Source organism: Mycobacterium sp. (assembly GCF_044342925.1).
Lineage (GTDB): Bacteria > Actinomycetota > Actinomycetes > Mycobacteriales > Mycobacteriaceae > Mycobacterium.
In genome coordinates, this window is the sequence record NZ_JBIIOV010000017.1 from 15538 (window position 1) to 29549 (window position 14012).

The window sequence follows — 14012 nt, forward strand, 5'->3', positions numbered from 1 at the left end:
ATCGCCGGTTATCGTGACAGACATGGTGAAGGTCTTCCTCGTCGATGACCATGAGGTGGTTCGGCGGGGTCTGATCGGCCTGCTCAGCGCCGACCCGGAACTCGACGTGATCGGCGAAGCGGGAACCGTCGCGCAGGCGATGTCGCAGATTCCGGCGTTGAAACCGGATGTGGCGATTCTCGACGTGCGACTGCCCGACGGCAACGGCATCGAACTGTGCCGCGACCTGCTGTCGAAGATGTCGGATCTGCGCTGCCTGATGCTGACGTCATTCACGTCCGACGAGGCCATGCTCGATGCCATCCTGGCCGGTGCGAGCGGCTACGTGGTGAAAGACATCAAGGGCATGGAGCTGGCCCAGGCGATCAAGGACGTTGGCGCGGGCCGGTCCCTGCTCGACAACCGCGCCGCTGCCGCACTGATGGCCAAACTGCGCGGCGCGGCCGAAACGGCCGATCCGCTGTCCGGGCTCACCGAGCAGGAACGGGTGCTGCTCGACCTCCTCGGTGAGGGACTGACCAACAAGCAGATCGCCGCCCGGATGTTCCTGGCCGAGAAGACGGTGAAGAACTACGTATCCCGGCTGCTGGCCAAGCTCGGCATGGAGCGGCGCACCCAGGCCGCCGTCTTCGTGTCCAAGCTGGATCACCACCACCGCAGGGAGAGTTGATGCCCAACCGGGGCTTCGGGGCAGATCAGTCAGCGCATCTGCGCGGAACCCTGTCCCAGCTGCGGCTGCGCGAGTTGCTCGTCGAAGTCCAAGACCGGGTGGAGCAGATCGTCAAGGGCCGGGACCGGCTCGACGGTCTGGTCGAAGCCATGCTGGTGGTGACCTCCGGACTGGACCTGGACACCACACTGAAGACCATCGTGAAATCGGCGACCACACTCGTCGACGCCCGCTACGGCGCCCTGGGTATCCGCGGCGAAGGACATCAGATCGTCGACTTCGTCCTGGAGGGCATGGGCGAGGCGGATTTGGAAGTGATCGGGCGCGCACCCCAGGGCATCGGCGTGCTGGGCGTCTTGCTCGACGACCCCAAGTCGATCCGCCTCGACGAGATCAGCAATCACCCCGCTTCGGTGGGCTTTCCGGCGAACCATCCGCCCATGCACACCTTCCTCGGGGTGCCGGTCCGGATCCGCGACGAGATCTACGGCAACCTGTACCTGACCGAGAAGGCCAACGGCGAGCCGTTCACCGACGACGACGAGGTTCTGGTCGAGGCATTGGCCGCGGCGGCCGGAATCGCGATCGATAACGCCCGCCTGTATCAGCAGGCCCAGACCCGCCGGGCGTGGATCGAGTCGACCCGCGATGTCGCCACCCAACTCCTCGCCGGCGACGAGCCGACCGAGGTGCTCCGCCGGGTGGCGGTGGAAGTGCTGAAACTCGCTGAGGCCGACGGGGCATTCGTGGCGGTGTCGCCTGACACCGATCTCGGAGCGGGCTCCGTCGACGAACTGACGGTGGTGGAGGCGGCCGGCGCGGCCCGCGTTCCCGGATCCGGACCGGCCCTCAACGTCGCCGACAGCGTCCTGGGTCAGGTCTTCACCGACATGACTCCACGCCGCCTAGCCTCGGTCGACGAGAGCGGCCCGGTCCAACAGATGATGGACGACGTCGGCTCGGCCATGGTGGTGCCGCTGCGCACCGACCTCGCCGGAATTGTGGTGGTGCTGCGGCGGCGCGGGGCGTTGACCTTCTCGCAGGAGCAACTGGACATGCTGGTTGCTTTTGCCGATCAGGTGGCGATGGCGTGGCAACTGGCAAGCAGCCAACGCCGGATGCACGAACTCGAGGTCCTTTCTGAGCGCGACCGTATCGCCCGCGACTTGCACGACCACGTGATCCAACGGCTATTCGCCGTCGGCCTGTCGCTGCAGGGCGTCATCCCGCGCGCCCGTACGCCCGATGTGCAGCATCGCCTCGCCGACACGGTGGACGAGTTGCAGGCCGTCATCCAGGAGATCCGCAGCACGATTTTCGATCTGCACGGCGGCTCGTCGGGCAGCACCCGGCTGCGTCAGCGGATCGAGGAGGCCGTGGGCGCTTTCAGCGGCCAGGACCTGCGGACCAGCGTGCATTTCGTGGGTCCGCTGTCGGTGGTGGACCCCACACTCGCCGATCACGCCGAGGCGGTGGTCCTGGAAGCGGTCAGCAATGCGGTGCGGCACGGCGGCGCACGCAGCCTGACGGTGCACGTGCGGGTCGATGACGACCTGACCCTGGAGGTGACCGACGACGGGTGCGGTATGCCCCCCGACGTCACGGCCAGCGGTTTGCACAATCTGCGGGCGCGGGCCGACGAGGTCGGCGGCCGGCTGGCGATCGAAGACACCCCCGGCGGCGGTACGACGGTGCGCTGGTCGGCGCCACTGCCGTAGCGGGTGCCGTAGCGGGTGCCGTAGCGGGGTATCCCCAGATCCCCGACGACTGGTATCTCGCCGGCGACTAACGCCGCGCGACGATCACCGGCATGCGGGCGGAGTGGATCACCGCCGTGCTCACCGAGCCCAGCAGCATTCCGGCGAAGCCGCCCCGCCCGTGGCTTCCCAGCACCAGCAGCTGGGCCGACTCGGACTGCTCAATCAACTGGTGAGCCGGCCGGTCCGGGACCACCACCCGGCGCACCAGCACGTCGGGGTAGCGCTCCTGCCAACCCGAGAGTCGCTCGCTGAGCGTCTCCTCCCCCATCGCCTGCAGGGTCGACCAGTCCGCGCCAGGGAACTCGAACATGCCGCTGTCGCCCCAGGCGTGCACCGCCACCAGGTCCACACCACGGAACGACGCCTGCTCGAAGGCGATGGCCAGCGCGTGCTCGGAGGCTGGTGATCCGTCCACCCCGACCACCACCGGCGCCTGCGACGGGTGCGGCATCAGCGGGTCCTCGTCGTGGATGATCGCCACCGGGCAATGGGCGTGGTGGGCCAGCCCCGTGCTGATCGAGCCCAGCACGCTGCGGGCCAGCGTCCCGCGGCCTCGGCAACCGATCACGATCATCTGCGCCGCGGTGGACAGCTCCTCCAGGACCGGCACCGCCGGGCCGGCGATCATGTCGGTGGTCACTTCGACGTGCGCGTCCCCGACGGCTTCCTCGACCGTCACGCGCGCTCCGTCGAGGAGCTTTTGGCCCGCCTCCTCCTGCCAATCCAGGTAGCCGGCCGGCAAGGGGACCTCCGGGAACGCCATGACCGCCGGCGGGACAAGAACATGGATCAGTTTCAGCGCCACACCGCGCCGGGCGGCATCGCGGGCAGCCCAGTCGACGGCGACCTTCGACGCCGCGGAACCGTCGACTCCCACAACGACGGGCAGAGTGCTTGCAGCGGTTGTCATTTCGGTGTCCTTTCGGAGGCCCTACCTGAGACTTACCTGGCGCGATGTCATGACCCTAGTCGCGCGCCACGACGCCGGTCAGGGGCATTGGTCCCTTGGGCCGCCTAGCGTAAGGCCCTGGCCTATGGTCGAAGACATGGTGAGCGATCGCGGGTTCGACGACCAGAGCGGGGACGCCGGCCGGCGGATACGCATCGATCCGCGCTACCAGGACGGGGTGCTCGTCGACCTCGACGGGGTCGTCACCGACACGGCAGCGATCCACCAGGCCGCCTGGGCACGGATGTTCGACGAGTTCCTGAGCGCGCGCCCGGCTTCGCCGACCGAGAACCACGACCTGTTCACCCCCCACGACTACCGGCACTTCATCGACGGTAAACCGCGCCACGACGGGGTACGGGATTTCCTGGCCTCGCGGGGTGTCACGCTGCCCTGGGGCACGCCCGCCGATCCGGCCGGTGCCGACACGGTATGCGGCCTGGGCAGTCGAAAGCAGGAATTGTTCGCCGCGGCGATCGCCGGGGGCGTGCCGGTTTTCGAGTCCACCGTCGCGCTGATCAAGCGGCTCAAGGAGGCCGGAGTGCGCGTGGCGGTGTTCTCCGCCAGCCGCAACTGCGCGAGCGTGCTGGAGTCAGCGGGTCTCACCGATCTGTTCGAGGCGCGGGTGGACGGCGTGGTCGCCGAGGAACTGGGCCTGCCCGGCAAGCCGGATCCGGCGATCCTGCTGGAGGCGGCCCGCCGGATCGGGGTGCGGCCCGGGCGCGCGGCGGTGATCGAGGACTCCGAAGCCGGCGCGACGGCGGCCCGTGCCGGCGGATTCGGATTGGTGATCGGGGTCGATCGCGCCGGTGAGACCGCCGAACGGCTGCGCGAGTGCGGCGCCGACGTGATGGTGGGCGACCTGGCCGAGATTCAAGTCCGCGGGATCGGCCACAAAATGTCCAGTCTCCCTGATGCGCTGGCTTCGTTCGGCCAGCTGGCCGGTGTGGTGTCGGCTCGTCGCCCGGCGATCTTCTTCGATTTCGACGGCACGCTGTCCGACATCGTCGACCAGCCGGGCGCCGCTGCCCTGGTTGCGGGCGCCGACACGGCGCTGCGATCGCTGGCGGCGCTGTACCCGGTGGCGGTGCTCTCCGGCCGCGGGCTTGACGATATCCGCGAGCGCGTCGGCATCCCCGGCCTCTGGTACGCCGGCAGCCACGGATTCGAGATGGTCGGTCCGGACGGCGTCTACCACCACAACGAGACCGCCGCCCAGGCCGTCCCGGTGCTGGACGAGGCGGCCGCCGCGCTGTCCGAGCGGCTGGCGTCAATCCCCGGAGTCGTGGTGGAGCACAAGCGTTATGCCGTCGCGGTGCATTTCCGCAACGCCGCCCCGGAGGCGGCGGCCGCGGTCACCGCAGCGGTGCACGACGTCGGCAACCGCAGCGCCCTGTTGGTCACGTCCGGACGCATGGTCGTCGAACTGCGACCGAACATCGACTGGAACAAAGGCAAGACCCTGCAGTGGATCGTCGATCAGGTCGCCGGCGAGGAGCCGCTGTTGCCGATCTTCGTCGGTGACGACCTGACCGACGAGGACGGGTTCGATGCCGTCCTGCACGACGGCATCGGCATCGTGGTGCGTCACACCGAGGACGGCGACCGCGCGACCGGTGCCCGGTTTGCCCTGGACAGTCCCGACCACGTGCGGCAGTTCATCGAACGGCTGGTCGAGCAGTGCGATATCGACCGTGAGATGGCCTCCAGCCCTTGGTCTTTCACATTCGGTGGCTACATCCCATCCCAGGAACGGCTGCGGGAGGCGCTGTGCGCGGTAGGCAACGGCTACCGCGCCACCCGCGGCTGCGCACCGGAGGCCGACGCTGGCGAATTCCACTATCCCGGAACCTATTCCGCAGGCCTCTACAACCGCCTCACCGACACGGTCGCCGGAGTGGCGGTGGAGAACGAGAGCCTGGTCAACCTGCCGAACTGGCTGTCATGCAAGTTCCGCATCGACGGCGGCGACTGGTTCGACGTCGACTCCGCGGAGTTGCTGACCTACCGGCAGAACATGGATCTGCGGCAGGCCGAGCTGACCCGCGAATTCCGCTTCCGCGACCCGGCAGGCCGGACCACCCGGGTGCTGCAGCGGCGCATCGCGGCGATGCACCTGCCGCACGCGTGCGCACTGGAGACCACGCTGTGGGCCGAGGACTGGTCGGGCACTGTGGAATTTCTGTCCCTGATCGACGGTGACGTGCGCAATGCGGGCGTCGAGCGTTATCGGGACCTGTCCGGCGATCATCTGGTCGCCACCTCCACCCGAGAACTGTCCGCCGACTCCGCACTGCTGGTCTGCCAGACCCTGCAGTCGCGGATTCCGATCGCGGTGGCTGCCCGCACCACGGCCTGGCGCGGTGACGCCCCGCTGGCCGCGCAGGTGCAGTTCGTCGACGAGCCACGCAAGGTCGGCCACGACCTGGTGATGCGGATCGACGCCGGCGAATCGGTGACGGTCGAGAAGATGGCCACGATCTTCACCGGCCGCGATCATGCGATCTCCGAACCCGGCGACGCCGCGGCCCGGTTGTTGTCCCGGCTGCGCCGCTACGGGGACCTGCGCGACGCCCACATCCGCGAGTGGTCGCACCTGTGGGAACGCTTCGACATCTCCATCGACGGAAGCCCCGACGCCTTGCGGGTGGTCCGGCTGCATCTGCTGCAACTGCTGCAGAGCGTGCCCAACCGGGCCGAGGATCTCGACGCCGGACTGCCGGCCCGCGGCCTGCACGGCGAGGCCTACCGCGGCCACATCTTCTGGGATGAGTTGTTCGCGTTCCCGGTGCTGAACCTGCGATCCCCTACCAGCACTCGTTCGCTGCTGCGCTACCGGTACCGCCGGCTGCCGCAAGCGCGCCACGCCGCCCGCGAAGCCGGTTACGCCGGCGCGATGTTCCCCTGGCAGTCCGGCAGCGACGGCCGGGAAGAGAGCCAGAAGCTGCACCTCAATCCCAATTCCGGCCGGTGGAATCAGGACGCCAGCGCTCGCGCGCACCACATCGGGATCGCCGTGGCCTACAACGTCTGGCAGTACTACCAGGTGACCGGGGACCTGCGGTACCTGATCGAGAGCGGCGCCGAGATGCTGGCCGAGATCGCCCGGTTCTGGGTGAGCCGCGCGGAGTTCGACCAGGCTTATGACAACGGGCGTGGGCGCTACGTGATTCGCGGGGTGATCGGCCCGGACGAGTTCCACTCCGGCTACCCCGACCGACCCTACGACGGGGTGGACAACAACGCTTACACCAACGTGATGGCGGTGTGGGTGATCATGCGCGCCCTCGATGCACTGGACGCGCTGCCGCTGCGCGCGCGCCTCGACCTGATGGAGACCCTGGGCATCCACGGCCGTGAACTCGACCACTGGGACGACGTCAGCCGGCGGATGTTCGTACCGTTCCACTCCGCCCCGGACACCGGGGCCAAGCCCGGTGGTGAAGTCATCAGCCAATTCGAGGGTTACGCCGACTTGCAGGAACTGGATTGGCACGGCTACCGCGAACGCTACGGCAACATCCAGCGCCTGGACCGGATCCTGGAGGCCGAGAACGACAGCGTCAACCGCTACAAAGCCTCCAAACAGGCCGACGTGTTGATGCTGTTCTATCTGCTCTCGGCCGACGAACTGCGGGAGTTGTTCGCGCGCATGGGATATCGCTTCACTCCCGAGCAGATCCCGGCGACGGTGGACTACTACGTGCACCGAACATCGCACGGATCGACGCTGAGCGGGGTGGTGCACGCCTGGGTGCTGGCCCGCGGAAACCGCGACCGGGCGATGCGATACTTCCAGACCGTACTGCTGTCCGACGTCCTCGACATCCAGGGCGGCACCACCGCGGAGGGCATTCACATCGCCGCGATGGCCGGCAGCATCGACCTGCTGCAACGGTGCTTCACCGGGCTGGAGACCCGCGGCGATCGGCTGATCATCAACCCCCTGTGGCCGGAAAGCCTTGGGGCGCTTCGAATGCCGATTCACTATCGGGGTTACCGCATGCACCTCACCATCACCGGGCGCAGCGCCGAACTCAGCGTCGACCCGACCGAGCATCCGCCGATCGAGATCGAATGTCGCGGAAAGGTAAAGACATTGACGCCCGGCACCTTCGTGCGGTTCGACTAGTGCGGCGTGTCCGCGTCCTTCTCCGGGGTGTGCCGCGGCGTCGCTGGTAGTGGCTCGGCGCCGACCGCGGGGAATCCCAATCTGATCAGCATCTGGGGGTGGGCGTCGGAACCGAACACATCGGTTCGGACCTCCTCGCGGGTCTCGATGATCTCCAGCGGTTCGGTGATCGGACAGCTCGACAGGCCCATCGCCGTGGCGGACAGCAGCACCAGGCTGGCGGCCTCCCCCGCCCGAAGCCGGGACAGGCAGTCGTCACTCTCGGTGCCCAAAGCCACGACGACGCCGTTGGCACCGTCGTTCTCTGCCGGCTGCCCGGGGACCGGCCCGCGACGGGCTCCCCACTCGTTCAGTTCAGCGAGGTAGTTCGGGTCCGCGGCGCGCCGCGACACCGCATCGGCGACGATCGCGCTCAGCCGCGGAATCTCGTCGATCTGACGCAGCATGACCCCGGCCCGCGCAGCGCGGGCGCCCATCAGTGCGATGTCACCCCAGGGCACCGGCACGGGGCTGTAGGTTCGGCGATCCGTGCGGCGACGCCCGATCGCCTCGGCCAGCAGCCGGTCGAGGTCAGCCGGCGGCTGGCGGCGGACCGTGACCCCGGCCAACAGCGCGGGGTCGGTCGGATCCGGCAACCGGCGAACGGTGGAACGCCAGCCCAACGAGGCCAGTGCGACCGTGCAGTGGTGCAGCGAGGCGCCGCAGCTGATCAGCAGGTCGCGGCCGTCGGGGTCGGTGTGGCGCAGATACTTGCGGGGATCGGCGCGCAGCTGCAGGCTTTCGCCGTCGACGTTCCAGATCCAGGGCTGGGAATTGTGGACCGATGGGGCCTGGACGGCCTGAGCCAGCACCCTGCGGACCACATCTGTGTCCGGGAATTCGCTGTGCTGCACCGAACCATTTTCACCGCTGCGGCCGACCAGACGGAAGTGACCTAAGTCCCGAGCCCGCGGGACTGCCGACCCCAGCGGGAGCTAGACCGGGTTGAATCCCGAGATCAACCAGCGTCCGCCACTGTTGACCAGGGTCACCACGACACTGCTCGTGGACAGCGCCGGTGTGGGACGTTCCTTGCTGGTGGTGACCTGATTGACGAACACCAGCACGGCGGCCCGGCCCGGTTCGATCTGCGATACGGCCGCGCGGGCCACATTGGCCTCGGTCTTGACGCCCTTCTGACGGGATGCGGGCGCGACCACCTTGTCGGTGAAATCGTTGTAGTAGCTGAGGAACTCGCCGGTCAGGTGCGATTTAGCGTTGGCCAGGTCGGCGTCGAGGTTTTCCGGCGAATACGACAGCAGGGCTTCGGTGCCCTCCTTGGCGGCGGCCACGACCTGCTGTTGGGCGGCGGAATCGGTCAGCCGGTCCGGGCGGTAGAGCCACCAGTACACCGACGCGGCGGCCACCGCCGAGACCAGCACCAGGCCGGCGGCGACGGCGGGGATCAGATTGCGGCGCAACCACCCCTGGCGCCGGCGCACCGGAACAGGCGCTGCCGTCGCCGGAGCATCCTCGGTGACCGTGTCGGCCTCGGGGGCGTCTGCGTCGGGGGCTTGTGCCTCGGTGTGAGCTTCCACCACGGTCTCCGGGGTCTGCTCGTCACTGGTGCTCATGGCACGAACTCCACTTCCGACATCTTGAACGAATCCACGGCGCGATCCACCGTCACGCTGATCCGGAACGGCCGGGCGTCGGCGTTGGCCCCGTTGGCGTTGGTGACCTCCGAGGTGGCCGCCACCAGGACGGTGGCGCGGTCGCCCTCCAGCCGGTCCAGTGCCGCGGCGTTGATCGTGCCGGTCGTGACGGCTTTGGAATCCACCGCGGTTTTCACGAAATCCTCGGCGGTGCGCTGGAAGTCGTCGTGGAACGGTCCGGTGGAGAGATCGAGAACACGCTGGACGTCCGCCTGGGCCCGGGTGTGGTCCATCGACAGCAGGGCCGTCACACCGTCCCGGGCGGCGTCGACGAATCGCTGCTCCACGGCACGCTCGGCCGCAATTGCGCGGTGCTGCCACACCATCAGCCCGGCGACAGCCAGGCAGACGCCGGTCAGCAGGGCGGCCACAGCCACCGCGACCGTCTGCGGCCACCGGCGCGCCGGCGCCTCGGCCTTGGGTTGGGGGTCGACCGGCGCCGCTTCGGAGTCTTCGTCACTGACAACGGCCCTGACGAGCGCGTCGTCGGTGTCCGGGTGCTCCGCAGTCATAACATCGTAGATCGTACGCATCAAACTCTGCTCGCCCTGGCAGGCGTCATGCCAGACTTCAGCGGTGAGGCTCGCGCGGGTTGGCGTGGCGCTGACCTGCGCCGCAGGTCTGGCAGCCGGCGGCACTGGTGCGGCCCGGGCTGAAGACCCGGTGCTCCACACGGTCACCTACACCGTCTACACCGATACCCTGTTCGTCGCCGATATCTACTACCGCGACAGCGAACCGCCCAACTTCGCCGACTACAGCCACAACCCGTATCTGTTCAGCCCCAAGGCCCAGGCTGAACTGGGGCCGGACACGCCGTGGGTGCTCACCGTGCAATTGGCCAACCCGGAGAAGTGGGCCATGGCCCTAGCCACCAGCGGAAGGTCGCCCAATCCGCCCGGGTTCCACTGCACCCTGGCCGTCGACGGCACCGTGGTGGTCCGCAACGCAGGAGCAAAAGGCGCACTGTGTTCGCTGCGGAACTGGTGAGATCAGGCGTCCCCGCGCACCCACACCGCACGGTTGTCGACGAAGGAGCAGGTCAGGAACAGCCCGTCCGGCGCCTGGGCGACGTTGTCCTCGTAGCCGGTGCAACTGCTCATCAGATCCTTGATGCCCACCATGGGCGGCGATCGGAAGTAGCGCGGCTGGTAGCGCCGCGGTGACCCGCAAAAAACCAGTCTGTCCCACGAGGTGGTGCCGAACACGAAGGAAGCGGTGTCGGGGCACGGCGCCCCCAGTTCCACGCCGCCTTTGATCCCGGGGGTGCAGAATGCGTCGTTGCACTCGTTGGCCGACGCGCCGGGCGCAGCGACGAGTCCGGTCGCGATCAAGGCAGCAGCAACGGCTACGGTCGATCGCACAACTCACTGTCGCACAGTGCCACCAGGCCAGGGAACACATCCGAGGAGGGGGCCATGCCGCACACCGCCGATGCCGCCGATGCCGCCGATGGACCCCACATCGACCAGCCGGCCGAGACGGATACTTCGGACACCGTGGCGGCGCCCCGCGGCGCGCGCCGCGCGGCGGCGCGCACGCGGCTGATCGCGACGGCACTCGCCGCGCTGCTGACGACGGCACTGCTGACAGCGACCGGCTTCATGCTCTGGCAACACCAGCAGGCCGCTCGCCAGCAACAGCGGGCCGCCGAGTATGCCGCGGCCGCCCGGCAGGGCGTCGTCAACCTGATGTCCATCGACTACGCCACCGCGCAGGACAGCGTGCAGCGCGTACTGGACAGCTCCACCGGCCGGTTCCGGTCCAATTTCGCCGAAACAGCAGAGGATTTCGTCAAAGCCCTCAAGGACGAGAAGATCGTCACCAAGGCCACCGTCAACGAGGCCGCGGTGGAGTCGATGACCGAGGACTCGGCGGTGGTGATGGTCTCGGCCACTTCCCGCCGGGAAGGCCCGCAGGCACCGAAGGATCAGCAACAGCCGCGGCTGTGGCGGGTGGTACTCACCCTGCAGCTCGACGGCGACCAGATCAAGATGTCCGGAGTGGAGTTCGTCTGACCATGAATACGCAACCCTCGTGGCGCCGCTTCGCCGCCGCCCAGCACCCGGCGGCCCGGGACTATGACCAGCTGTGGCAGTGGTCGGTGCGGCACCCCGCACAGTTCTGGCGGGCGGTGTGGGAGTTCTTCGACATCCCCGCTGCCCACCGTCCCGGCCCCGGCGATGAGGGGGTGCTCGCCGAGTCGGCGATGCCGGCGGCGCGCTGGTTTCCCGGTGTGCGGCTGAACTACGTCGACCAGGTTCTGCGGCACGCCCGGCAACAACCGGGCGCGGCGATCGTCGGCATCGACGAGGACGGCACCCGTACCCGGATCGACTGGTCGGAGCTGCCCGGACGGGTGGGCGCGGTGGCCGCCGAGTTGCGCCGGCTGGGCGTGGGTCCCGGCGACGGGGTGGTGGCGTACCTGCCCGATGTGGCCGAGGCGGTGGTGGCCTTTCTGGCGACGGCCGCCGTGGGCGCGGTGTGGTCGTCGTGCGGGCAGGACTACGCGCCCGAGGGCGCGGCGGCGCGGCTGAGCCAACTACAGCCGAAGGTGCTGTTCAGCTGCGGCGGCTACCGGTACGGCGGCCGGTGGATCGACAAGCGGCCCGACACCGCCGAACTACTGGCGCTGCTACCCGGCGCGCACCTGCTGGAACTCGACGGCGACGCCTACCGCGCCGTCGTCGCCGCCCCGGTGGCACCCGAGGTCACCCCGGTGCCGTTCGACCATCCGCTGTGGGTGCTGTTCACCTCCGGCACCACCGGCCGGCCCAAGGGCATCGCGCACGGCCACGGCGGGGTGGTCCTGGAGCATCTGAAAGCCGCTGTGCTGCATGCCGATCTGGGTCCGGGCGAGGTGTTCTTCTGGCATACCGCACTGAGCTGGATGATGTGGAACTTCCGGGTCGCCGGCCTGCTGTGCGGCGCGACGGTGGTCGGCTACAGCGGAAATCCGATATACCCCGACGCCGACCGGCTGTGGCAGTTGGTCGCCGAGGAGGGCGTCACCTTCTTCGGCACCAGTCCGGGGCACCTGCTGGCTTCGCGCAAGGCGGGTCTGCATCCCGGCGCGCAGCACGACCTGAGCCGGCTGCGCACGGTGGGCAGCACCGGCTCGCCGCTGCCGGCCGACCTGTTCGACTGGGTGAAAGCCGAAGTGGGCGATCACGTCGAGGTGTCCTCGATCAGCGGTGGCACCGACGTGGTCACCGCTTTCGCCGGCGGCACCACCGGCGTGCCGGCGCGCCCCGGTGAGCTGGCCACCCGTTACCTGGGCGTGGACGTGCAGAGCTGGTCACCGCAGCGGCAACCGCTTATCGACGAGGTCGGCGAGATGGTGATCACCACGCCGATGCCGTCGATGCCGATCGGCTTCTGGGACGACCCGGACGGATCGCGTTACCGCGCGGCCTATTTCGAGCACCAGTGGGCGGACGGCCCCGCGCCTGGGGTATGGCGGCACGGCGACTGGGTGACGGTCACCGACCGCGGTTCCCTGGTGATCCACGGCCGCAGTGACGCCACCCTGAACCGCAACGGCATCCGAATGGGGTCGGCCGACATCTACGAGGTGGTCGAGGGCCTCGACGCCGTCACCGAAGCCTTCGTGCTCGGTGTGGACGGGCCCGAGGGCGCGTACTGGATGCCGCTGTTCGTCACCCTGGCCGACGGTCACCACCTCGACGACGCACTGGTCGAGCGGATCCGCACCGCGATCCGCAACCGGCTCTCGCCGCGGCATGTTCCCGACGACGTGTTCGCCGCGCCCGGAATCCCCCACACCCGCACCGGAAAGAAGCTGGAGGTTCCGGTGACGGCCATCCTGGCCGGCCATGACGCGGTGTCACTGGATCCCCGGGCGATTGACCGGCCGGACCTGATCGACTGGTACCGGGAGCAGGGCCGTCGGCACCGCTGGCTGGCTTAGATCATGTCGTTGGCGGTGAGCCAGCGCATGGTCGGCCAGCCCACGAACACCGGAATCCACACCGTGAGGACCCGGTAGAGCAGTACCGAGGGCACCGCGATGGCCGTCGGCACCCCGAAGGCGGCCAGACCACCGATGAGGGCGGCCTCCACCGCACCGACTCCGCCGGGGGTCGGGGCGGCTGCGGCCAGCGTGCCGCCGACCATCGTCACCACCGTGACGGTGACGAAGCTGGTATCCCCGCCGAAAGCCTCGATACTGGCCCACAGTGTGAGCGCCATGCCCAGAGTCGTTCCCGCGGCGCCCAATACGATCAGCGCGAAGCGCTTGGGTTCGCGGACCAGCTCCACCAGGTCGCTGCCGACCTCGTTGATCTTGGGACGCACGGCGGTATCCAGCCAGTGCCGCAGTTTGGGCACGAACAGGAACGCGCCCACCGCTCCGAGCGCCACACCGCCGATCAGGTACAGCAGGGTGGCCTTGGGCACGAAGTGGGACAGATCCGCGGAGGCTCCGGCAGCCACGCTGAAAAAGATCAGCAGGGCGACGTGGGTGATCACCTGCACCGCCTGCTGCACCGCGACCGCGGCGGTGGCACGCACCGTGCCAAGGCCGGCCTTCTGCAGGAATCTGGTACTCAGCGCCAGTCCACCGACGCCTGCCGGTGTGGTGGTGGCAGCGAAGGTGTTGGCGAACTGCATGATCACCACGTGCCGGAACGAGACCAGCCCACCCGCGCACGCCCACAGCCCGGCCGCCGCCGCCACATACGTCGTGGCCGAGACGCCGAGGCCCAGCAGCGCCCACCACCAGTTGGCCTCACGCAGTTCGGACAGGAACGCCGGCACCGTGCTGATGAACGGGTAGGCCACGTAG

Annotated in this window: 12 protein-coding genes; 6 read left to right on the forward strand and 6 right to left on the reverse strand. The window is 68.6% G+C overall.

From position 1 onward, the window contains the following. The first annotated feature begins 22 nt into the window (after positions 1 to 22). Positions 23 to 670, forward strand: coding sequence for a hypoxia response regulator transcription factor DosR/DevR (dosR, locus tag ADBZ6I_RS03485; protein ID WP_526380905.1), 648 nt, complete (start codon positions 23 to 25; stop codon positions 668 to 670). Beyond that, positions 670 to 2388: a sensor histidine kinase gene (locus ADBZ6I_RS03490; protein ID WP_526380907.1), complete on the forward strand. Its 1719-nt coding sequence runs from the start codon at positions 670 to 672 to the stop codon at positions 2386 to 2388. The genes dosR and ADBZ6I_RS03490 overlap by 1 nt, the downstream gene beginning before the upstream one ends. Positions 2389 to 2455: 67 nt before the next feature. Here the strand turns inward: ADBZ6I_RS03490 and ADBZ6I_RS03495 are convergent, their stop codons facing one another. Further along, a complete protein-coding gene (locus ADBZ6I_RS03495; RefSeq protein WP_526380909.1) occupies positions 2456 to 3340 on the reverse strand; it encodes a universal stress protein in 885 nt (294 codons plus the stop codon). Positions 3341 to 3476: 136 nt separating this feature from the next. Between ADBZ6I_RS03495 and otsB the strand changes: the two genes are divergently transcribed. After that, complete coding sequence (gene otsB / locus ADBZ6I_RS03500) at positions 3477 to 7511, forward strand: trehalose-phosphatase (RefSeq protein ID WP_526380911.1); 4035 nt, start codon at positions 3477 to 3479, stop codon at positions 7509 to 7511. Here the strand turns inward: otsB and ADBZ6I_RS03505 are convergent. From ADBZ6I_RS03505 to ADBZ6I_RS03515, 3 genes are all read right to left on the reverse strand, one after another. After that, the gene (locus tag ADBZ6I_RS03505) at positions 7508 to 8404 is read right to left on the reverse strand and encodes an Acg family FMN-binding oxidoreductase (protein ID WP_526380913.1); all 897 of its coding nucleotides are present in this window, start codon (positions 8402 to 8404) and stop codon (positions 7508 to 7510) included. The genes otsB and ADBZ6I_RS03505 overlap by 4 nt on opposite strands. Positions 8405 to 8485: 81 nt before the next feature. Next, the gene (locus ADBZ6I_RS03510) at positions 8486 to 9124 is read right to left on the reverse strand and encodes an Rv1363c family protein (protein ID WP_526380915.1); all 639 of its coding nucleotides are present in this window, start codon (positions 9122 to 9124) and stop codon (positions 8486 to 8488) included. After that, positions 9121 to 9717 carry an Rv1363c family protein gene (locus tag ADBZ6I_RS03515; protein WP_526380917.1) on the reverse strand — a complete coding sequence of 199 codons (597 nt, stop codon included), beginning with the start codon at positions 9715 to 9717 and terminating at the stop codon, positions 9121 to 9123. Before ADBZ6I_RS03515 ends, ADBZ6I_RS03510 begins: the two co-directional genes overlap by 4 nt. Positions 9718 to 9781: 64 nt before the next feature. Between ADBZ6I_RS03515 and ADBZ6I_RS03520 the strand changes: the two genes are divergently transcribed. Further along, entirely contained in the window at positions 9782 to 10195 is a 414-nt protein-coding gene (locus ADBZ6I_RS03520) for an Rv2576c family protein (protein ID WP_526380919.1), read from the forward strand. Positions 10196 to 10197: 2 nt separating this feature from the next. Here the strand turns inward: ADBZ6I_RS03520 and ADBZ6I_RS03525 are convergent, their stop codons facing one another. Continuing rightward, positions 10198 to 10569 carry a hypothetical protein gene (locus ADBZ6I_RS03525; RefSeq protein ID WP_526380921.1) on the reverse strand — a complete coding sequence of 124 codons (372 nt, stop codon included), beginning with the start codon at positions 10567 to 10569 and terminating at the stop codon, positions 10198 to 10200. Positions 10570 to 10623: 54 nt separating this feature from the next. On the opposite strand from ADBZ6I_RS03525, the gene ADBZ6I_RS03530 reads away from it, so the two are divergent. Together ADBZ6I_RS03530 and ADBZ6I_RS03535 are read left to right on the forward strand one after the other, a co-directional pair. Continuing rightward, positions 10624 to 11223 (forward strand): Rv1363c family protein, encoded by a 600-nt coding sequence (locus ADBZ6I_RS03530; protein WP_526380923.1) that lies wholly within the window; start codon positions 10624 to 10626, stop codon positions 11221 to 11223. 2 nt (positions 11224 to 11225) lie between these two features. Continuing rightward, complete coding sequence (locus tag ADBZ6I_RS03535) at positions 11226 to 13136, forward strand: acetoacetate--CoA ligase (protein WP_526380925.1); 1911 nt, start codon at positions 11226 to 11228, stop codon at positions 13134 to 13136. On the opposite strand, the gene ADBZ6I_RS03540 is transcribed toward ADBZ6I_RS03535, so the two are convergent. After that, positions 13133 to 14012 (reverse strand): lysylphosphatidylglycerol synthase transmembrane domain-containing protein (locus ADBZ6I_RS03540; RefSeq protein WP_526380927.1); only part of this gene is annotated, 880 nt, incomplete at its 5' end. The genes ADBZ6I_RS03535 and ADBZ6I_RS03540 overlap by 4 nt on opposite strands.